17 protein-coding genes are annotated in these 19,243 nt (G+C 71.5%); 10 read left to right on the top strand and 7 right to left on the bottom strand.

The genetic code is table 11. The features are described from left to right. Positions 1 to 90: 90 nt before the first annotated feature. On the top strand, positions 91 to 750 hold the full coding sequence (locus Q9R13_RS18955) for a TetR/AcrR family transcriptional regulator (protein ID WP_310962734.1): 660 nt from the start codon (positions 91 to 93) through the stop codon (positions 748 to 750). Then, positions 747 to 2,432 (top strand): MFS transporter, encoded by a 1,686-nt coding sequence (locus Q9R13_RS18950; protein ID WP_310962733.1) that lies wholly within the window; start codon positions 747 to 749, stop codon positions 2,430 to 2,432. The genes Q9R13_RS18955 and Q9R13_RS18950 overlap by 4 nt, the downstream gene beginning before the upstream one ends. Positions 2,433 to 2,516: 84 nt before the next feature. Here Q9R13_RS18950 and Q9R13_RS18945 read toward each other — a convergent pair whose 3' ends face one another. Next, entirely contained in the window at positions 2,517 to 3,596 is a 1,080-nt protein-coding gene (locus Q9R13_RS18945; RefSeq protein WP_310962732.1) for a uroporphyrinogen decarboxylase/cobalamine-independent methonine synthase family protein, read from the bottom strand. A 63-nt stretch (positions 3,597 to 3,659) separates the two neighbouring features. Between Q9R13_RS18945 and Q9R13_RS18940 the strand changes: the two genes are divergently transcribed. From Q9R13_RS18940 to Q9R13_RS18905, 8 genes are all read left to right on the top strand, one after another. Next, positions 3,660 to 5,243, top strand: coding sequence for a molybdopterin-dependent oxidoreductase (locus tag Q9R13_RS18940; protein ID WP_310962731.1), 1,584 nt, complete (start codon positions 3,660 to 3,662; stop codon positions 5,241 to 5,243). Positions 5,244 to 5,332: 89 nt separating this feature from the next. Next, positions 5,333 to 5,953 carry a fasciclin domain-containing protein gene (locus Q9R13_RS18935; protein WP_310962729.1) on the top strand — a complete coding sequence of 207 codons (621 nt, stop codon included), beginning with the start codon at positions 5,333 to 5,335 and terminating at the stop codon, positions 5,951 to 5,953. Between the two features lie 31 nt (positions 5,954 to 5,984). Further along, positions 5,985 to 6,587, top strand: a complete 603-nt coding sequence (sigK, locus tag Q9R13_RS18930; protein WP_310962728.1) for an ECF RNA polymerase sigma factor SigK — start codon at positions 5,985 to 5,987, stop codon at positions 6,585 to 6,587. Beyond that, on the top strand, positions 6,584 to 7,354 hold the full coding sequence (locus Q9R13_RS18925) for an anti-sigma factor (RefSeq protein WP_310962727.1): 771 nt from the start codon (positions 6,584 to 6,586) through the stop codon (positions 7,352 to 7,354). Before sigK ends, Q9R13_RS18925 begins: the two co-directional genes overlap by 4 nt. After that, positions 7,351 to 9,423, top strand: a complete 2,073-nt coding sequence (locus Q9R13_RS18920; RefSeq protein ID WP_310962726.1) for an FAD-dependent oxidoreductase — start codon at positions 7,351 to 7,353, stop codon at positions 9,421 to 9,423. Before Q9R13_RS18925 ends, Q9R13_RS18920 begins: the two co-directional genes overlap by 4 nt. After that, positions 9,420 to 10,697 (top strand): cyclopropane-fatty-acyl-phospholipid synthase family protein, encoded by a 1,278-nt coding sequence (locus Q9R13_RS18915; protein WP_310962725.1) that lies wholly within the window; start codon positions 9,420 to 9,422, stop codon positions 10,695 to 10,697. Before Q9R13_RS18920 ends, Q9R13_RS18915 begins: the two co-directional genes overlap by 4 nt. Continuing rightward, the gene (locus tag Q9R13_RS18910; protein ID WP_310962723.1) at positions 10,694 to 12,001 is read left to right on the top strand and encodes a cyclopropane-fatty-acyl-phospholipid synthase family protein; all 1,308 of its coding nucleotides are present in this window, start codon (positions 10,694 to 10,696) and stop codon (positions 11,999 to 12,001) included. Before Q9R13_RS18915 ends, Q9R13_RS18910 begins: the two co-directional genes overlap by 4 nt. After that, entirely contained in the window at positions 11,998 to 12,780 is a 783-nt protein-coding gene (locus tag Q9R13_RS18905) for a DUF1295 domain-containing protein (protein WP_310962722.1), read from the top strand. Before Q9R13_RS18910 ends, Q9R13_RS18905 begins: the two co-directional genes overlap by 4 nt. 6 nt (positions 12,781 to 12,786) lie before the next feature. Here Q9R13_RS18905 and Q9R13_RS18900 read toward each other — a convergent pair whose 3' ends face one another. From Q9R13_RS18900 to Q9R13_RS18875, 6 genes are all read right to left on the bottom strand, one after another. Beyond that, a complete protein-coding gene (locus tag Q9R13_RS18900) occupies positions 12,787 to 13,323 on the bottom strand; it encodes an NUDIX hydrolase (protein WP_310962721.1) in 537 nt (178 codons plus the stop codon). Between the two features lie 84 nt (positions 13,324 to 13,407). Beyond that, positions 13,408 to 14,757 carry an HNH endonuclease signature motif containing protein gene (locus Q9R13_RS18895; RefSeq protein WP_310962720.1) on the bottom strand — a complete coding sequence of 450 codons (1,350 nt, stop codon included), beginning with the start codon at positions 14,755 to 14,757 and terminating at the stop codon, positions 13,408 to 13,410. 130 nt (positions 14,758 to 14,887) lie between these two features. Then, positions 14,888 to 15,976: a tRNA 2-thiouridine(34) synthase MnmA gene (gene mnmA, locus Q9R13_RS18890; protein WP_310962719.1), complete on the bottom strand. Its 1,089-nt coding sequence runs from the start codon at positions 15,974 to 15,976 to the stop codon at positions 14,888 to 14,890. Then, positions 15,976 to 17,163: a cysteine desulfurase family protein gene (locus tag Q9R13_RS18885; RefSeq protein ID WP_310962718.1), complete on the bottom strand. Its 1,188-nt coding sequence runs from the start codon at positions 17,161 to 17,163 to the stop codon at positions 15,976 to 15,978. Before Q9R13_RS18885 ends, mnmA begins: the two co-directional genes overlap by 1 nt. 65 nt (positions 17,164 to 17,228) lie before the next feature. Continuing rightward, positions 17,229 to 18,260, bottom strand: coding sequence for an endonuclease/exonuclease/phosphatase family protein (locus Q9R13_RS18880; protein WP_310962717.1), 1,032 nt, complete (start codon positions 18,258 to 18,260; stop codon positions 17,229 to 17,231). A 17-nt stretch (positions 18,261 to 18,277) separates the two neighbouring features. Then, positions 18,278 to 19,237, bottom strand: a complete 960-nt coding sequence (locus Q9R13_RS18875; RefSeq protein WP_310962716.1) for an electron transfer flavoprotein subunit alpha/FixB family protein — start codon at positions 19,235 to 19,237, stop codon at positions 18,278 to 18,280. Between the last annotated feature and the right edge of the window lie 6 nt (positions 19,238 to 19,243).

Genomic DNA, 19,243 nt, shown 5'->3' with positions numbered 1-19,243 from the left:
CCTCGCCGCCGGTTGCGTCCTATGCTGACGATGAAACGAAACGGTTTCGTTCTATCCATCGCCTGTCCCCGAACCGCAGAGGAGCAACCGATGAGCCCGACCGCGCGGCCTCGCATCGAGGGTGACCGCGAGGACGAGATCCTCGAAGCCGCCGTCGAGCTGCTGCTCGAGGTCGGCTACGACCGGCTGACCATGGACGCCGTCGCACGGACGGCGCACGCCTCCAAGGCCACCCTGTACCGCCGCTGGGAGTCCAAGCCCGCGCTGGTGATCGATGCGCTGATGCGCGCCAAGGGGATGCCCGACCCACAGCTGCACGACACCGGCAGCCTGCGCGGCGATCTGATGTCGACCTTCTGCGGCCACGGCGGTCTCGTGGGGTCCCGGGCCAGCGCCGTGATGGGCGCGCTGATCACGGCAGTCAGCACCGATCCCGAGTTCGCCGAGCTGTTCCGCGCGACCTTCATCGCGCCCAAGATCGCGATCTCCCAGGAGATCTTCGGTCGCGCGGTCGAGCGCGGCGAGATCTCCGGTGATCTCGACATCGACATCATCGGACCCGCGCTCGCGGGCGTCGTACTGCACCGGATGTATGTCCTCGGCTCGCCCCCGGACGACGCCGTCGTCGAACGCGTCGTCGACCACCTCATCCTGCCTGCCGTCCACTACGGCACCGCCACCGCTGAGAAGACCGCAACCTCCAAAGACCCAGAAGCCCCGAAGGCACGGAAAGCAAGGACCAGCTCATGACAGACACCTCCACGACGGCGACGTCGTCCCGGCCCGGGCACGGCCACACCCACCTGGGATGGGCGCTCGTGCTCATCACGATGGCACAGCTGATGGTCGTGCTCGACAGCACGATCGCCAACATCGCGCTGCCGAACATCGGCCGCGATCTGCACATCACCGAGGCGAACCTGCAGTGGATCGTCACCGGGTACGCGCTGGCCTTCGGCGGACTGCTGCTGCTCGGTGGCCGACTCGGCGACCTGTTCGGCCGACGTCGGATCTTCACGATCGGCCTCGTCATCTTCGTGGTCGCGTCCTTCGCCGGCGGCTTCGCCCAGGACGAGATCATGCTGATCGGCTCCCGTGGCCTGCAGGGCCTGGGCGCCGCGCTCGCCTCCCCCGCCGCGCTCGCGCTGATCACCACCACCTTCCCGGCCGGGCCACCCCGCAACCGCGCGTTCTCGGTGTACGCCGCCATGTCCGGCGTCGGTGCCGCCGTCGGCCTGCTGCTCGGCGGCTGGCTCACCGGCAGCAACCCGCACCTGGGCAGCTGGGCCGTCGAGGGCTGGCGGCTGACGTTCTTCATCAACGTCCCGCTCGGACTGGTCGCCGCGTTCTTCGCCAAGAGGGTCCTCGCCGAGAGCGAGCCGCACCCCGGTGAGCTCGACCTGCCCGGCGCCGTCACCGGTACGGCGGGCCTGATGGCACTGGTCTACGGGATCACCCGGGCCGGTGACCACCGCTACGGATGGAGCAACGACTGGACGCTGGTCGCGCTGGCCGCCGGCGTACTCCTGCTGGCGCTGTTCATCTTCGTCGAGAGCCGCGTCGAGCACCCGCTGGTCCCGTTCCGGATCTTCCAGAGCCGCACCCGGGCGACCGCCTTCATCGCGATGATGATGGTCCCCGCGGCCATGTTCGCGATGTTCTTCTTCCTCTCGCTGTTCGTCCAGAACGTGATGGGCTACTCCCCGATGCGCACCGGCCTCGCGTTCGTGCCGTTCAGCTTCGGGATGGTGTTCTCCGCGACCGTGGCCTCCAAGCTGATCAACCGGATCGACCCCCGCTTCATCGCCGGCGTCGGCACGATCCTCGCCGGCACCGCTCTGTTCGCCTTCTCCCGGCTGTCGGTCGACCAGTCGGCCGGGCACGTGGCGCGGGTGATCGCCTCGGGCGGCCACCTCGGCGACTCGGTGAACTACTGGACCCAGGTGTTCCCGTTCATCATCTTGATGGCAGTCGGCATGGGCGCCACCTTCGTGCCGATGACGCTGTCGGCGGTCCACGGCGTCGGTGCCAGGGACTCGGGCATCGGCTCCGGCGTCCTCAACACGATGCAGCAGGTCGGTGGCGCGCTCGGACTGGCGACGCTGTCCACGGTCGCGGTGCACTTCAACCAGTCCGCCGCGGACCAGCTCTTCCCGAAGCTGCGGGCGCTGATCCCGGTCGGGCCACATACCGACGACCGTTCGCTGCACCTGGTCAGCCAGGTCGCGACCTTCACGGAAGGAGCCGGCCACGCCTTCCTGACCGGGGCGTTCATGATCTGGGCGGCCAGCGCGATCGTCTGGATCTTCCTCAACGCCCGGCACGAGGAGTTGGCCACCGAGGACATCGACACGATCGTGGTGGGCGACGTCGCGGGGCCAGCGGACTCCGGGGAAGACTCCGGCACGGTGGCCGAGCCGGCCTTGGTCTGAGTCGGGCTCCGGTCCGGCCGACTTCACCCAGGAAGGTCCCTCTTCACACACCGACTCTGGTGTGTGAAGAGGGACTTCGGGTTCTTAACCTGGGAAGAGTCGCGCCGCCTCCCGCAGCAACCGCAGGGCGTCGCGGGCGTACGACGGGGAGGCGCCGGCCAGTCCGCAGGCCGGAGTGAGGACCAGCCGCCCGGCGACCGCGTCCGGGTCGAAGCCGAGCATGTCCAGCAGCCGGAGCACCCGGTCGGCGACCGCGCGGGCGGCTGCGCTCGCGGCGGCCGCACCGCTCGAGCGACCCGTTGAGCCCGACGGGTCGACCGCCGGCAGCACCCCCAACAGCACCCGCTGTCCCGCATCCAGCGTGGTGCCGAGGTCGTCGTAGGCCGAGGCGGCGAGCACGGCGAGGTCCACCGAGACGGCGCCGGCGCCGGCCCCGCGCAGCAGACCGACCGGCACGTCGGCCGCACAGCAGTGCGCCACCGACTCGGCTCCGGCTTCGGCGACAGCGGCGAACGCCCACTCCAGCGCCTCCGAGGCTCGCGGGGTGTCCACCGCGCGGTGCCGGTGGAAGCCCGAGGAGGTCGGCACCTGCCCGGCCAGCACCCCGGGCAGCGCGGGCTCGTCGAGCTGCACCAGCACCGAAGCGCCCGGCACCCGCCGGCGTACGTCGGCGACGTGCTCGCCGATCCCCAGCGCGAGTGCCTGGGCCAGCTCGCGGCGCGCACCGACATCGCCCAGCACCCGGTCACCCCGAGGTCGCTCCACCGTCGCGGCGAGGGTCCACGGGCCGGCCAGCTGGAGCTTCAACGGCCCCACGTACCCCTCGGTGAGGTCCTCCAGCGTGTCAAGGTCCTGCGCGAGCAGCGAGCGAGCACGCCGGTGGTCCACACCGGACGCGTCGGTGAGCCGCCACCCGGCAGGCTGCAGGTCGAAGCCGAGCTCCGACACCACGGCCAGGGTCCGACCGGGCATCGCTGCGGTGACCCCCCGAGCCGGGAGCTCGGGCAGGTGGGGAAGGTCGGGCAGCTCGCCGAACACCGTGCGGACCGCCTCGGCGAAGTCCTCGCCGGGCATCGAACCGATCCCCGTGGCCGCCGCCCCGCGGGCCTGCGTGGGCTCGTCCCCTGGCGGTGCGCCTGTCTCCGGTCGGGGTTCGCTGCTCATGGCGCTGACGATAACCACCGCCTCGCCACCCATCCGGTGCGGTGTCGGCTCCGAACCACTCCCATGCATCGACCGCCCGCCCGACCTGACCTCAGCGGGCGGTCCCCCGCGACCCTCGCCGCCCTCGGTGGCGTCCTCGCCGCGCTCGTCGGAAGCGCAGCCGGCCAACTCGTCGCCGCAGTGACCGACCCGGCCTCGGCCCCGGTGCTCGCCGTCGGATCGACCGTGATCGACCTGACGCCCACCCCGGTCAAGGAGTGGGCGGTCAGCCACTTCGGCACCCACGACAAGACGATCCTGGTCGGCAGCGTGCTGGTCGGCACCCTGGTGCTGGCCGCCATCGCCGGACTGATCGCCCGACGCAGGTTCGTCCGCGGAGCCGCGCTGCTGGTGCTGCTGGTCGCGATGGCCGGCGCCGCCGCCGTACGGCGACCCACCGGATCGGCGGCGGACCTGGTGCCCGCCGTGGTGACGGCCATCGTGGGCGTGGTCGCCCTCTGGCTGCTCCGTCGTGCGGCCGACCGCGCCGGACGACCGACCGGCACCGACGCCACCGAGCCCGCGCAGTCAGCACCGGCCCCGAACCGTCGCGTCTTCCTGGTCGGTGCCGGGGTCACTGTCGTGCTCGCGGCCGGACTGGCCGGCGCCGGCCGGGCAATCAGCGTTGCCCGCAGCCGGCTCTCCGACATCGTGCTGCCCAGGGCCGCCAAGCCATTGCCGCCGCTGCCGGCCGGCCTGGAGCGCCAGTATCCCGGGATCTCCGCGCTGGCCACGCCCAACCGCGAGTTCTACCGTGTGGACACCAACCTGACCGTCCCCGTCGTGGACCAGGGCGGCTGGTCCCTGGTGGTGGACGGCGACGTGGCCCGCCGCATCGAGCTCAGCTACGACGACCTCCTCGGCATGCCCCTCGTCGAGCACGGCATCACTCTCACCTGCGTCTCCAACGAGGTCGGCGGGCAGTACGTCGGGGCGGCCCGCTGGCTCGGCGTCCCGCTGGCCGCCCTGATGGACCGGGCTGGGGTCGACACCGGGAACCTTCCGAGCCGTGGCCAACTGCTGTCCACGGCGGTGGACGGCTTCACGATCAGCACACCGCTCGACGTGGCACTCGACGGCCGCGACACGATGATCGCGGTCGGTATGAACGGCGCCGCGCTCCCTCGCGAGCACGGCTTTCCGGCGCGGCTCGTCACCCCGGGCGTCTACGGGTTCGTCGGCGCCACCAAGTGGCTGACCCGGCTCACGCTCACCTCGTACGGCGAGCACCGCGCCTACTGGACCCGCCGCGGGTGGGCCACCCAGGCACCCATCAAGATCTCCAGCAGGATCGACACCCCGAGCCCCCTCTCGCGAATCAAGCCGGGCGACCACGTGATCGGCGGGGTCGCCTGGGCGCAGGAGCACGGGATCGCACGGGTCGAGGTCAGCATCGACGGCGGCGCCTGGCGCACCGCCCGGCTCGGCCCCGACGTCGGCATCGACTACTGGCGCCAGTGGTACCTGCCCTGGCACGCCGCCCCTGGCCAGCACGAGCTGGCCGTACGGGCGACCAGCGCGGACGGCGTGGTCCAGACGCCCGTGCGCGCCACGCCCTTCCCTGCCGGCTCGAGCGGGATCCAGAAGATCGTGGTGACGGCCGCATGACCAGAAACGTCGGCAATCGACCAATCCGGTCCCGGACCGGTGCCGAACAACCCATGACAGTCACCCGACCAAGCCGAAAGGCCATCATCATGAAGACCACCACCCTCCGACGTACCGGGGCCCTGGCCCTCGCCGCCGCGCTGTCCCTCGGCGTCAGCGCCTGCGGCAGCAGCAGCTCCGACAACTCGCCGGCCAACGCTTCGGCCAAGTCGGGCTCGAGCAGCACGATGGCCGAGAACGCCGGCACCCAGACCTTCGGTCCGGGCTGCAAGCTGATCCCCAAGAACGGCGCCGGATCCTTCAACGGCATGGCCACCGCACCGGTCGCCACCGCCGCGAGCGCCAACCCGCTGCTGACGACCCTGGTCGCCGCAGTCGGCAAGGCCGGCCTGGCCGACACCCTCAACTCGGCCAAGTCGCTCACCGTCTTCGCGCCGACCGACGACGCCTTCAACAAGATCCCCAAGAAGGCACTCGCCGGCGTACTCGCCGACAAGGCGACGCTGACCAAGATCCTGACCCACCACGTGATCGCCGGAAAGCTCTCCCCGAGCCAGCTCGCGGGCACCCACAAGACCCTCGCGGGCGACACCGTCACCGTGAAGGGCTCAGGCAGCAACTTCACCGTCGACGGCGCCAAGGTGCTGTGTGGGAACATCCCGACCGCGAACGCCACGGTCTACGTCATCGACTCGGTGTTGATGCCCTGATCCACGATCAGGACACGCAAGGATCAGACCGATGCCTCCACTCCGCCCCGTTCCCTCCGGCGACCCGTCGCCGGAGGGAAAGGCGACGCCCACACCACTCGCTGACCTGCTCGTCCGGTCCGCCCGAGGCGACGAGTCCGCGTTCGCGACGCTGTACGACGCGACCGCAGCGCGCGCCCACGGCCTCGTGCTCCGGGTCGTGCGCGACCCGGCCCAGGCCGAGGAGGTCACCCAGGAGGTGTACCTCGAGATCTGGCGTACGGCGTCCCGGTTCGACCCCAGCCGGGGCAGTGCCCTCTCATGGCTACTCACCATCGCGCACCGACGCGCGGTGGACCGGGTGCGATCCGCGGAGGCCGCGAGCCGGAACGACACGACCTACCACCGCCAGAGCGGCGTCATCGAGCACGACGAGACCGCCGAGAGGGCGGAGGCCTCGATGGAGGCCCGTCGGGTGCGCAGCGTGCTGCAGTCGCTCACCGACGTGCAACGAGAAGCCGTGGAGCTCGCCTACTTCGGCGGCTACACGCATACAGAAGTGGCCCGCATGCTCGACCTTCCCGTCGGCACGGCCAAGACCCGCATCCGAGACGGCCTGATCCGGATGCGCGACGCGATGGGGGTGGCCCAGTGAACGCCGACCAGCCAGGCTCGATCCACGCTCTGTCCGGCGCCTACGCGGTGGACGCGCTCGACGATCTCGAGAGGGCCCGGTTCGAGGTGCACCTCGCCGAGTGCGCGGACTGCCGCGCCGAGGTGGACAGTCTGCGCGAGGCCGCCGCCGGGCTCGCCGAGCTCGCCCCCGTCCCGCCGCCAGCCGGTCTGCGCGACCGGGTGCTCGCCGATGTCGCCCGGGTGCGCCCGCTGCCGCCCCTCGAGGCCCACCCGAGCACCAGCAGCGATGCCGGGAGCACCGGGCTCCGCCGGCACCCCCGAGCCCGTCGGGCCCTGCACTGGCCACTGCTGGCCGCGGCCGCGATGGTGCTTGCCATCGTCGGCTTCGGCTCGGTCGTCCAGCCGTGGCAGCACGACACCAACCAGGGCCGCATCTCCGCGGTCGACCAGGTTCTTCGCGCCACCGACGCCCAGCGGGTCGCCAGCACGCTGCCCGACGGCGGCCGGGCCACCCTGGTCCGCTCGGTCTCCCAGCGCAGAGCGGTGCTGCTCACCCACGATCTCCGGCCCGCTCCGGGTGGCCACGTCTACGAGCTCTGGCTGCAGTCGCCCGACGGGAGGATGGAGCCGGCTGGGCTGATGTCCTCCGGTGGCGACCGGGCCGTCCTGCTGCACGGCGATGCCGCCGTGGCCAAGGCGGCGGGAATCACCATCGAACCGGCCGGGGGATCCGCACAGCCGACGACCCAGCCCATCGCGCTGTTCGACCTGGGGACGGCGTCGTGACCGTCGTCCCCCGCGTCGGGGCACGGGTGGCGGTCATCGGCAGCGGGGTTGCCGGGCTGAGTGCGGCCTACGCCGCCTCGGTCCGGCACCCGGTCACCCTGTTCGAGGCCGACGATCGTCTCGGCGGCCACGCGGACACGCATGTCGTCGACGACCAAGGCCGTGAGCTGGCGGTCGACACCGGCTTCATCGTGCACAACGAGCGCACCTATCCCACCCTGACGAGGATGTTCCGCGAGCTCGGTGTCCACACCCAGGAGGCCGACATGTCGCTGTCGGTCCGCTCCGACACCGCGCACGGCGGCGCCGGTCTGGAGTACGCCGGTGCCCGCGGACCGGCCGGCCTGTTCGCCCAGCCGCGGAACCTGCTCCGACCGGCGTACCTGCGGATGCTCACCGAGGTCCCGCGCTTCCACCGGATGGCCCGCCGCGCGCTCGACGGCACCCGGGCGGCCCACGACACTGCCGCCGAGACGCTCGGGGAGTTCCTGGACCGCGGCCGCTTCTCGACCTACTTCCGTCGGCACTTCGCCGCACCGCTCGTCGCGGCGGTCTGGTCGTGCGACCCCGCGCTGGCCCTGGACTACCCGGCCGGCTACCTCTTCGCCTTCTTGCACAACCACGGCATGCTGTCGGTCTCCGGCTCACCGCAGTGGCGCACCGTCACGGGGGGCTCGCGGGAGTACGTCGCCCGGGTGGCCGACGCTGTCCGGGACCGCGGCGGCGAGATCCTGGTGGACACCAAGGTCACCTCGGTGCTCGAGACCGAGGACGGCGTCGAGATCACCGACGGCAACGGTGTGGTGCGGGTCTTCGACCAGGTGGTGGTCGCGACCCACCCCGGCCAGGCCCTGGCGATGCTGGCCGAGCCCACGCCCGCGCAGAGCGAGGTTCTGGCCGCGATGCCGTACTCGAGGAACCTCGCCCAACTGCACACCGACACCGCGCTGCTCCCCCGCTCGCCGCGCGCCCGTGCGTCGTGGAACCATCTCGAGCGGCCCGGGTACGACGGGGTCACCGTGACCTACGACCTGACCCGGCTGATGCGGCTGCCTACGTCGACCCGCTACCTGGTCACGCTGGGCGCTACGGACCTCGTCGACCAGGCCACGGTGATCGCGACGATGGACTACGAGCACCCGATCTACACACCGGCGTCCGTGGCCGCCCAGGGCCGAGCATCCGAGCTGGCCACCGAGCAGGTCGCCTTCGCCGGGGCCTGGCTGGGCTGGGGGTTCCACGAGGACGGCGCTCGCTCCGGGGTCGAGGCAGTCGCTCGCCTCGGCCTCGGCGGCGACGTCCCCGCGGACGCCGCAGCACCCGGCCTCTACCGCACCACCATCACGCACACCCGTCGTACGCCGTGGACGCGGCGGTTCACCGATCGGTCGTGGACCTGGCTGGTGGATCTCGACGACCTGCCCCGCCGCGGCGGTCCCGCGGGTCCGCGGCTGCGCTCCGCTCCGGGCCTCGTGCGGCGCTTCTTCCTCGGCAGCTTCGAGGGCCGCGACCACCTCGGCGATCCCGACCGGAGCATCCGCGCCAACGTCGAGACGTTCCTGGCCGGGCATGGCATCGACGTGTCCGGCGGCAGGATCCTGATGGCGGCGCAGCCACGCGCCTTCGGCTACTGCTTCAACCCCATCACGGTGTTCTGGTGCCGTGACCGAGCCGGCGTGCCGGTCGCCACCGTGGTCGAGGTGCACAACACCTACGGCGACCGGCACGCCTACCTGATCCATCCGGACGCCGAGGGACGTGCACGCGTCGACAAGCAGATGTACGTCTCGCCGTTCCACGACACCGACGGTCACTACGACCTGGTCGTCCCCGAGCCGGCGGACCGTCTCGAGGTCGCGGTCCGACTCATCACCGACGACGGTGTGCGCTTCGACGCCAGCCTGCGCGGCCGACGTCACGGCGAGGGCCGTCCCGGCGATGCTCTGCGCGCCGCGCCCGCAGCCGCCGTGAACGCGGCGCGCATCCGGCGGCACGGCATCGCGCTGTGGCTGCGGCGGCTGCCGGTCCGGCCACGACCGCCCCATCAGCGACAGGAGAACGTGCAGTGAGCAGCTCCACCCTCGAGGTGACCACTAGACACCCGGTGAGCCGCCAGGCCTGGGCCGGGCTCGGCGACGTGCCATCCGGCGCCCGCGCCCGGCTCGCGGGCCCCGTGGCCCGGCTCCTCGTCGAGCGGACAGCCCGTCGACTGGGCGTCACCGTCGGGCCCGAGCCAGCGGCCGACCTCGTGCTGCACCGGCCCGACGAGTTCTACGCACGCCTGGGCACCGATGGGCTGATCGGCTTCGGCGAGGGCTACCTCACCGGTGCCTGGGACGCCGCCGACCTGACCGGCACGCTGACCACGCTGTGCTCCAGCATCGACTCACTGGTGCCTGCCTGGATGCAGCGGATGCGAGCGGCGTACGTCGCACGGCCGCCTCGCACGGAGCACAACAGCATCAACCACGCCCGCGACAACATCGCCCGTCACTACGACCTCTCGAACGCGCTGTTCCGGACCTTCCTCGACTCGACGATGAGCTACTCAGCGGCCCTCTTCGACGCCGCCGTGCACGATCGGGGCGACCATCTCCTGGCCGGCGCGCCGAACACCGACGAGCCGTTCGAGGACGCCCAGGCCCGCAAGATCGAGCGGATCCTGGACCAGGCCCGGGTGGGTCCGGGCTCCCGGGTCCTGGAGATCGGCACCGGGTGGGGCGAGCTCGCCGTCCGTGCGGCGGCCCGCGGGGCCCGAGTCCGCACCGTGACGTTGTCCAGCTCCCAGCAGAACACGGCCCGGCGTCGCGTCCTGGCAGCCGGGTACGCCGACGTGGTCGACGTCGACCTCGCCGACTACCGCACCGTCACCGGCAGCTATGACGCCATCGTCTCGGTCGAGATGATCGAGGCGGTCGGACACGAGTTCTGGGCGACGTACTTCAAGAAGATCGACGACCTCCTCGCCCCTGGCGGCTCGGTGGCGATCCAGGCGATCACGATGCCGCACCAGCGGATGCTGGCCACTCGCAACACCTGGACCTGGATCAACAAGTACATCTTCCCCGGTGGCTTCCTGCCCTCGGTGCAGGCCATCGAGGAGGTCACGCGCACGCACACCACACTGCAGGTCACCGACCGGTTGTCCTTCGGCGGGCACTACGCCGAGACGCTGCGGCGGTGGGACGAGGCGTTCCTGGCCGCCGAGGAGCGGGTCGCCGACCTGGGCTTCGACGACGTCTTCCGCCGGATGTGGCACTTCTACCTGTGCTACTCCCGGGCCGGCTTCGCCTCGGGCTACCTCGACGTGCAACAGCTCACCTTGAGCCGGGAGGGCAGATGAGCGCCCTCCTCGACACGCGCACCGACCGACACGGGGGCGTGGCCGCCGAGCTCGCCAGGGCGCTGCGGCCGGTCACCGGTGGGGAGCTCCCGGTGCGGCTGCGGGCCTGGGACGGCTCCGAGGCAGGTCCGCAGGGCGCTCCCCGGGTCACGATCACCTCTCCGACCGCGCTGCGACGGGTGCTCTGGCACCCCGGCGAGCTGGGCGCGGCCCAGGCTTACGTGCGCGGCGAGATCATCGTGGAGGGCGACCTCGACGCCACCTTGACCCATGTCCGGTCGGTGGTCGCCGAGCGGAGCCTCGCGGGCACCCGGCCGCCGGTCGGAGGCCTGCTGACCGCCCTCCGCACCGCCGCCCGCCTCGGCGCGCTGGGGCCCCGCCCGCCGTCGCCGGCGTCCCAGTCCCACGTCCGAGGACGCCTGCACACCCGCGAGCGGGACCGCTCCGCGATCAGCCACCACTACGACTTGTCCAACGCGTTCTACGCCACCATCCTCGACGAGCGCATGGCCTACTCCTCGGCGTACTGGACCAGCGAGGACGCCGACCAGACCCTCGAGGAGGCTCAGGCCGACAAGCTGGCCCTGGTCTGTCGCAAGGTCGGATTGGTGCCCGGCAGCCGACTGCTCGACGTCGGCTGCGGCTGGGGCTCGCTGTCCCTGTTCGCCGCCGAGCACTTCGACGCCCAAGTGACCGGCGTGACGATCTCGGCGGAGCAGAAGGCGTTCATCGACGCACGGATCGCCGAGCGTGGGCTGGACGAACGGGTCGAGATCCGGCTGCAGGACTACCGCGACGCGCTGACCGATCCGCGCACCGGCCCCGGCAGCTTCGATGCCGTCGCCTCCATCGAGATGGGTGAGCACGTCGGGCGCGACAACTACCCGACGTACGTCGGAGTGCTTCGCGACGCCGTTCGGCCCGGCGGTCGGGTCCTCATCCAGCAGATGTCCCGTCGTGGACGGCATCCCGGAGGCGGACCGTTCATCGAGTCCTTCATCGCGCCGGACATGCACATGCGGCCGGTCGGCGAGACGGTCGCGTTGATCGAGGCCGGCGGGCTGGAGGTGCGCGACGTGCACGCGCTGCGCGAGCACTACGTGCGCACCGTCGATCACTGGCTGCGGCGGTTCGAGGCGCACCTGGACGACCTGCGTGCGCTGGTGCCCGAGGAGGTGATCCGGGTCTGGCGGCTCTACCTCGTCGGTGGCCGGATGGCCTTCCGCGACGGCCGGATGGGGGTCGACCAGATCCTCGCGATCCGGCCCGGCGACCACGACCTGCCGCAGGTCCGGTCGTGGTGACCGGACTCTGGCTGGTCAGCGGCAGCACCGCCGCCCTTGCGGTGCTCGCGATGGCGCTCACCGCCGTCGCTGCCCGTCGCGCCGGTCGGGTCTCGGTGGTCGACACGACCTGGGGCATCGCCCTGACCGTGACCGCCGTCCTCGCCGCCGTGCTCGGTGCGCTCGTCGGGGACGGCGACCACTGGCGCAGCGTGCTGCTGGTGGTGCTCACCGCGATCTGGGGCCTGCGGCTGTCCTGGCATGTCGGGAGCCGCAGCGGGGGCGCCGGGGAGGACCCGCGGTACGCCGACCTGCTCGCCCGCGGACCAGGCGGCGCACTGCGCAAGGTCTGGCTCCCGCAGGGGGCGGCGATCTGGCTGGTCTCCCTCCCGTTGCAGGTCGCGGCGGTGACCTCGGCCCGCGGACCGGCCACCCCGGCGCTGGTCGGCGTCGGGTGCGCGGTCTGGCTCGCGGGAGTCGCCTTCGAGGCGATCGGGGACGCGCAGCTCGCGGCGTACAAGCGTGACCCCGACCGGGGCCCGGTGATGGACCGCGGCCTCTGGCGCTACACGCGGCACCCGAACTACTTCGGCGACGCCTGCGTCTGGTGGGGAATCTGGCTGGTGGCCGCCTCGGCCTGGCCCGGCGTCCTGACCGTGGTCTCACCGCTCGCGATGACCTGGTTCCTGGCCTTCGTCACCGGCGCGAAGCTGCTCGAGGAGACGATGATGAAGCGCCCCGGCTACCCCGAGTACGCCGCCCGCACGTCCATGTTCGTGCCACTGCCGCCCAAGCGCTGAGTGCAGTCACAGCGGCGGCAGCACGCCTGCAGCGAGGAGCAGGGCATAGGCCGCCAGAGACTTCGCATCCGCAAGCGATCCGTCGACGATCATCTGCTCGACCTCAGCGCGGGTGAACCACGCCGACCGCATGTCCTGTTCCTCGAGCTCCCGCTGAGGCGCGCCAGCGGCCAGCTCAGTCGCCAGGAAGACACTGCAGCTCTGGGTCAGAGTGCTCGGCGTGACGTCGAACCTGCCGACGAGGCTGAGCCCGCCGGTGACAAGTCCGGTCTCCTCACGCAGCTCGCGGGTCGCTGTCGTCGCCGGGTCCGGATCCGCACGGTCGACCGTCCCCGACGGGAACTCCCAGGACCGACGACCAATCGGGTGCCGGTCCTGCTCCACGAGATGAAGTCGCTTCCCGTCCAGGGGCACGACAAGCGCGATGTCCGCACTGTCGACGAGCCAGTACTGGCCGATCGATCCGTCCCGGCGCCGGATGGTGTCCTGCCGCACAGCGAACCATGGGTTCTCATGCACCTGAGCACTGTCGATCGTCTCCACGTCGGTCAGTCTGCTCGATGTCGGACCCAACGCCGCGTGCGCGCGTGGCTGTGACCCCGCAGGCCTCGGTCTGCGGGGTGTGAGTCAGCTGGTTCGTCGTTCGGGTGGATCGCCGGGTGGATCGACCGGGAGGCGGGTGAGGTCGGTGGTGCCGGAGGCGTCGCGGAGCCAGGTGTGGCCGTGGGGTGAGTGCCACAGGAACACGCCCGGCTCGACCGTCGTGTAGGTCCAGGCGGCATGGGTCTTCATCCGGTGGTGCAGCCGGCACTGGGGCGCCAGGTTCTCGGTGCTGGTCTGGCCGGGTGCGCCACCGTCGGCCATGTTCACGTAGGGGTCGATGTGGTCCAGGTCGCAGGAGCGGGCGGGGCGGTTGCACCACGGGAAGATGCAGGTGCGGTCGCGCAGCCGGACGTGTTCGGCGATCGGCTCGGGCACCTGGTAGCCGTCGACTGCCCGGGTCTGGTGCAGGTCGATGACCGGCTTCACGGTCACCGTGTTGGTGTCGGGCCGTCCGCACCACTCGGCGATCTGCCCGGCGGTGAGCAGCCGACCACCGGCGTCCTCCAGCCAGACCGGCGCATCCGCCGCACCTGACCGGAGGGTGTCCTCGGACAGGTGGACATAGAGCACGATCTCCCGCGACCTGACGCGAGACATCGGCGTCTCGTCCCCCTCAAAGGCCAATGCCTGTTCGCCGCGGGCAAGCATCCCGACCGCAGCGGCACGCCGCACATCCAGTGGGTCCGGACAACCCAGCTGCACCAGCTGGGCGGCGCCGGCGCGGACGGCGTCTTCGAGGTCGAGGGCGTCGACGAGGTCGAGCTCGCCGTGGACCCGGGCGGTGCCGGCGAAGGAGACCTGGTCGGCATCGATGGTGAAGTAGCGCTGCTCGGCGGCCCGGTCGCGCTGCTCGGCCGCATGGTCGGGCATGAACCGGGCGATCGCGGACTCCACGGTCCGCTGCACTTGCGCCGGGCCGGTCGTGTGCGCGAACGGCGCCACCTGGGCATCGACCCACGCTGCCGCTTCGAGGCTGATCGTGATGGTCTGCTCGGCTATCCGCCGCGCCCGCCACGACGCCAGCGACCCGTCCTGGACCCTTGCCCACGTCTTCGGCAACCGGTGGCGCAGCTCCAGCGCCTGCCCGACCAGGTTGCGACCCGATGCGGCACTGATCCCAAGCGCCGCAGCGAACTCCGCCACCGCGAACTCACTGACCAGCGGTGCGCCGGGCCCGGCGATCGGGATCCCGGTGTCATAGCCACGACTGTCCAGCCACGTCGCCGCCAGATCCGGCTCCTCGACCCGATGGATCCGGCACCACTCGACCGCCTGGACCAGCACGCCGGCCTCGGCTGCGTTCGCCTCCCGCCGCAACCGGCGCGCGGCAGCCAACACCGCTGACGCATCAACGGTCGAGCTGGCTGGGTTCATGGCTCTGAATCTAGAGGAGACCACCGACAAGAACGGCCCGGTTTCCCCTTACTGGTATGGGAATGCGGAACTCAGCGAGAGTCTTTGCCAGGCTGGTCGGTGCACCTTGAGACGCGAGCAACGGTGAGGCTCAGCGCTCCGTCGCTGCGATCGTTCCCGACCCGACGACCTTCGTGCCGTCGTACACCACGCACGCCTGACCCGGCGCGATCCCGGACGCACCATCGCGCAGCGAGACGGAGAAGCCCGAGGACGACGGCACCACCACCGCCTGCAGCTCCTCACCATGAGCCCGCAGCTGCACGGTGCACTCGAGTGGGCCCGACGGCGCGGCGCCGCACCAGAGCGGACGGATGCAGGACAGGCCCGAGACCGTGAGTGCCTCGCGGGTCCCGACCGTCACCGTGCCCGACACCGGCTCGATGTCGAGGACGTAGCGCGGACGTCCGTCTGCCGCGGGCCGGCCGATCCGCAGGCCCTTGCGCTGACCGATCGTGAAGCGCCACGAGCCTTCGTGGCTGCCCAGCACCTCACCGGACTCGGCGTCGACGATCTCACCGGACCGGTTGACCCCGTCGCCCAGCTTCTCGGCCAGCCACCCGCCGGTGTCGCCGTCGCTGATGAAGCAGATGTCGTGGCTGTCAGGCTTCGCCGCGACCCGCAGCCCACGTCGTGCGGCCTCCTCGCGTACGGCGGACTTCGGCGAGTCGCCGAGTGGGAACATCGCGTGCGCCAGCTGGTCCTGGGTGAGCACGCCGAGCACGTAGGACTGGTCCTTGCCGTGGTCCACGGCGCGGTGCATCTCGATCAGCCCGTCGACGCCGTCGCGCAGCTGCGCGTAGTGGCCGGTCGCGACGGCGTCGAAGCCCAGCGCCAGAGCCCGGTCCAGGACCGCGGCGAACTTGATCTTCTCGTTGCACCGCAGGCACGGGTTGGGGGTGCGGCCGGCGGCGTACTCGGCCGTGAAGTCGGCGACCACGTCCTCGTGGAAGCGATCGCTCAGATCCCAGACGTAGAAGGGGATCCCGATCACGTCCGCGGCCCGGCGCGCATCTCCGGCGTCCTCGATCGTGCAACAGCCACGGGCACCGGTCCGATAGGACTGCGGGTTGCGCGACAGCGCGAGATGGATGCCGGTGACGTCGTGGCCGGCCTCTGCGGCGCGGGCGGCCGCCACCGCCGAGTCGACGCCGCCCGACATCGCTGCCAGGACCCGCATCAGCTGGCCCTGCCCGCCTGTGCGGTCAGTCCGGCCGCGCGGGCCCGCTCCACGACCGGACCGATCGCCTCGAGGAGCGCCTCGACGTCGGCCCCGGTCGAGGTGTGACCCAAGGAGAAGCGCAGCGATGCGCGCGCCTCCTCCTCGCTCGCGCCCATCGCCAGCAGCACGTGCGAGGCCTGAGGGACACCGGCATTGCACGCGGACCCCGTCGAGCACTCGATGCCGCGCGCGTCCAGGAGCATCAGCAGCGAGTCGCCCTCGCAGCCCGGAAAGGTCAGGTGGGCATTGCCGGGGAGGCGGTGCACCGGGTCGCCGTTGTACGTCGCGTCCGGCACCAGCCTCTGGACGCCCGCCACCAGGTCGTCCCGCAGTGCGCCCAGCCGAGTCGCCAGCGCGGGCTGGCTGCGCACCGCCAGCTCGCAGGCGGTGGCGAACCCGACGATCGCCGGGGTATCCAGCGTCCCCGACCGGATGTCGCGCTCCTGGCCGCCGCCGTGCAGCAGCGGCATCGGGGCCAGCTCGCGCCGCATCAGCAGGGCGCCAACGCCGTACGGCCCGCCGACCTTGTGGCCGGTCAAGGCCATCGCATCGACCCCGGACGCGGCGAAGTCCACCGGAAGCTGGCCGACGGCCTGGACGGCGTCGGTGTGCACCGGGATCCCGTGGGCGCCCGCGATCTCGACGACCTCGCTCAGCGGCTGCACCGTGCCGACCTCGTTGTTCGCCCACATCACCGAGACCAGTGCAACGGACGCAGGATCCTGCTCGACCACGCGCCGCAGCTCCTCGACGTCGATCCGGCCCAGCTCATCGACACCGACGAGGTGCACGAGCGCGCCCTCTTCGGCCTCGAGCCAGTGCAGCGGATCGAGCACGGCATGGTGCTCGACGGCCGTCGAGATCACCCGGGTCCGCCGGCCGTCCTCTCGGCGACGCGCCCAGAACAGGCCCTTGAGCGCGAGATTGTCCGACTCGGTGCCACCGGAGGTGAACACCACCTCACCGGGACGACAGCCGAGTGCGGCGGCCACCGTCTCGCGGGACTCCTCGACAGCGCGGCGCGCGGCCCGCCCGCTGGCGTGCAGCGACGACGGGTTGCCGGTCAGGCCGAGTTGCCGGGTCATCGCTGCGGCAACCTCGGGCTGGATCGGGGTCGTCGCCGCATGGTCGAGATAGACGGTCATCACCGCCAAGCCTACGGGGCTGCCCCGACGTGCTGCGCGCACGGTCGAGGGACGACCCGATGGGGTCACTCGTCGGCCAGCTGGACCACCAGGGCACGGTGGTCGGTGCCGGGCACGGCCGCGGTACTGGTGCGGATCGCCTCGAAGGAGCGGTCGAGGAGCACATGGTCGATCGCGACCAGTCCGATCCGGCGGAGCAGCGGCGGGCCCGCGTCACCGGGCCAGGTGGGCTGCCACCCCGAGTCCGCCTCCTCGGCCGCATCGCGCAGCCCGGCCGACATCAGCTGGCGCAGCGGTCGATTCTGCACGGTCGCGTTGAGGTCGCCGGCCACCAGGCACGGCCCTGCGGTGCGCGTCACCGCGCCTCGGAGCACGGCCAGGTCCCGCGCCCACCCGGGCGCATCGACGAGCGGCTGGCCGGCGTGGCCGATGATCATCGTGAACGGGCGCGGAGCGGCCACCCGAGTGATCCACCCGCCGCGGCTCACGGCGAGCGGCTCACCGGTGGAGAGGGGGTAGCGGCTGAACGCCATCACCCCGTAGCGGCTCGGCTCGGGCAGGCCGCTCTCGAACGGCAGCACCCGGGAGAGCCCCGCGGACCGCAGCCGGACCAGCTCGTAGGGGGTGATCTCGGTCATCACCAGCACGTCGGCGGTGGTACGACGGGCCAGGGCGACCGTCGTCCGCGGGTCGGCCAGGCCGAAGTGCGCGTTGAGCTCCATCACGGTCAGGTCCGGCCGGCCGTGCGCGTGGCCGCCGACGTACGCCGGAGCCAGCCAGTAGCCCAGCTGCACCAGCGCGACCCCGCTGACCACCAGGATCACGAGGGCGATCCTGCGCACGACCCTGAGCAACAGCGCGCCACCGATCCCGGCGAGCAGCAGCAACGGGACAGCCCAGGACACCAGCGAGGTCAGGACGGTGGGGATCCGACCATCGGAGGGGCAGTACCGCGCCAGCACGAGCGTCAGGCCGAGGACCAGGAGCAGCACCACGACGCCCGTGCCGAGCATGCTCGCCGGCCCATCGACGACCCGGGAGTTGCGACGGCCCCCGCGACCGTAGTCGCGGGGGCCGTCGGCAGCGGGATGCGTCACCGGTGGAGTGGGAATCCTCAGCCCTTCCGGGCGTTGATCTTCTCCGTGGCGGCAGGCAGCACGGTGTGCAGGTCGCCCACCACACCGAAGTCGACCAGCTCGAAGATCGGAGCCTCTTCGTCCTTGTTGACCGCGACGATGTTCTTCGAGGTCTGCATGCCGGCGCGGTGCTGGATCGCGCCGGAGATGCCGTTGGCGACGTAGAGCTGCGGCGACACGGTCTTGCCGGTCTGGCCGATCTGGAAGGCGTGCGGCTTCCAGCCCGAGTCGACGGCGGCACGCGAGGCGCCGACGGCGGCACCCAGGGCGTCGGCGAAGTCCTCCACCTCGGAGAAGTCGCCACCGGTGCCACGACCGCCGGAGACCACGATCGCGGCCTCGGTCAGCTCGGGGCGCCCCGAGGACTCACGCGGCTGGGAGGCGACGACCTGCGCCTTCTTGGCCGAGTCCGACAGGGACACGGAGACCTGCTCGACCGCGCCGGCACCGGTCGACTCCTCGGGAGTCGCGGCGTTGGGCTTCACGGTGATGATCGGGGTCCCGTGGGTGACCTTCGCGCGCACGGTGTAGCTGCCGGCGAACACGGACTGGGTGGTCTCGGGGCCACCGTTGTCCTGCACGTCGACCGCGTCGGTGATGACGCCGGAGTCGAGCTTGACCGCCAGGCGGCCGGCGATCTCCTTGCCCTCCGCGGAGGAGGTGATCAGGATCGCCGACGGGCTCGCCTGGCCGGCGATCTGCTGCAGCGCCTCGGCCTTGGGGGCGACCAGGTAGCCCTTGATCTCGGTGTCGTCGACGACGTACACCTTCTCGGCGCCGTACTTCTTGACGGCCTCGACTGCGGCATCGGCCGCCTCGGCCGGGCCGATGAACACCGCGGACGGCTCACCGAGCCGCTTGGCGATGGTCAACAGCTCGTACGCCGGCTTGCGCACCGCGCCGTCGACGTGGTCGATCAGGACGAGAACTTCAGACATGTCTTG

It is taken from the genome of Nocardioides marmorisolisilvae (assembly GCF_031656915.1).
GTDB lineage: Bacteria > Actinomycetota > Actinomycetes > Propionibacteriales > Nocardioidaceae > Marmoricola > Marmoricola terrisoli.
This window is presented reverse-complemented; position numbering and strand designations above follow the sequence as displayed.

Excerpts from the sequence above, each read along its gene's own strand:
- sigK (WP_310962728.1), top strand. The coding sequence starts at position 5,985 with ATGCCTCCACTCCGCCCCGTTCCCTCCGGCGACCCGTCGCCGGAGGGA.
- Q9R13_RS18955 (WP_310962734.1), top strand. The coding sequence starts at position 91 with ATGAGCCCGACCGCGCGGCCTCGCATCGAGGGTGACCGCGAGGACGAG.
- Q9R13_RS18885 (WP_310962718.1), bottom strand. The coding sequence starts at position 17,163 with ATGACCGTCTATCTCGACCATGCGGCGACGACCCCGATCCAGCCCGAG.
- Q9R13_RS18895 (WP_310962720.1), bottom strand. The coding sequence starts at position 14,757 with ATGAACCCAGCCAGCTCGACCGTTGATGCGTCAGCGGTGTTGGCTGCC.
- Q9R13_RS18945 (WP_310962732.1), bottom strand. The coding sequence starts at position 3,596 with ATGAGCAGCGAACCCCGACCGGAGACAGGCGCACCGCCAGGGGACGAG.
- Q9R13_RS18950 (WP_310962733.1), top strand. The coding sequence starts at position 747 with ATGACAGACACCTCCACGACGGCGACGTCGTCCCGGCCCGGGCACGGC.
- Q9R13_RS18875 (WP_310962716.1), bottom strand. The coding sequence starts at position 19,237 with ATGTCTGAAGTTCTCGTCCTGATCGACCACGTCGACGGCGCGGTGCGC.
- Q9R13_RS18940 (WP_310962731.1), top strand. The coding sequence starts at position 3,660 with ATGCATCGACCGCCCGCCCGACCTGACCTCAGCGGGCGGTCCCCCGCG.
- mnmA (WP_310962719.1), bottom strand. The coding sequence starts at position 15,976 with ATGCGGGTCCTGGCAGCGATGTCGGGCGGCGTCGACTCGGCGGTGGCG.
- Q9R13_RS18910 (WP_310962723.1), top strand. The coding sequence starts at position 10,694 with ATGAGCGCCCTCCTCGACACGCGCACCGACCGACACGGGGGCGTGGCC.
- Q9R13_RS18935 (WP_310962729.1), top strand. The coding sequence starts at position 5,333 with ATGAAGACCACCACCCTCCGACGTACCGGGGCCCTGGCCCTCGCCGCC.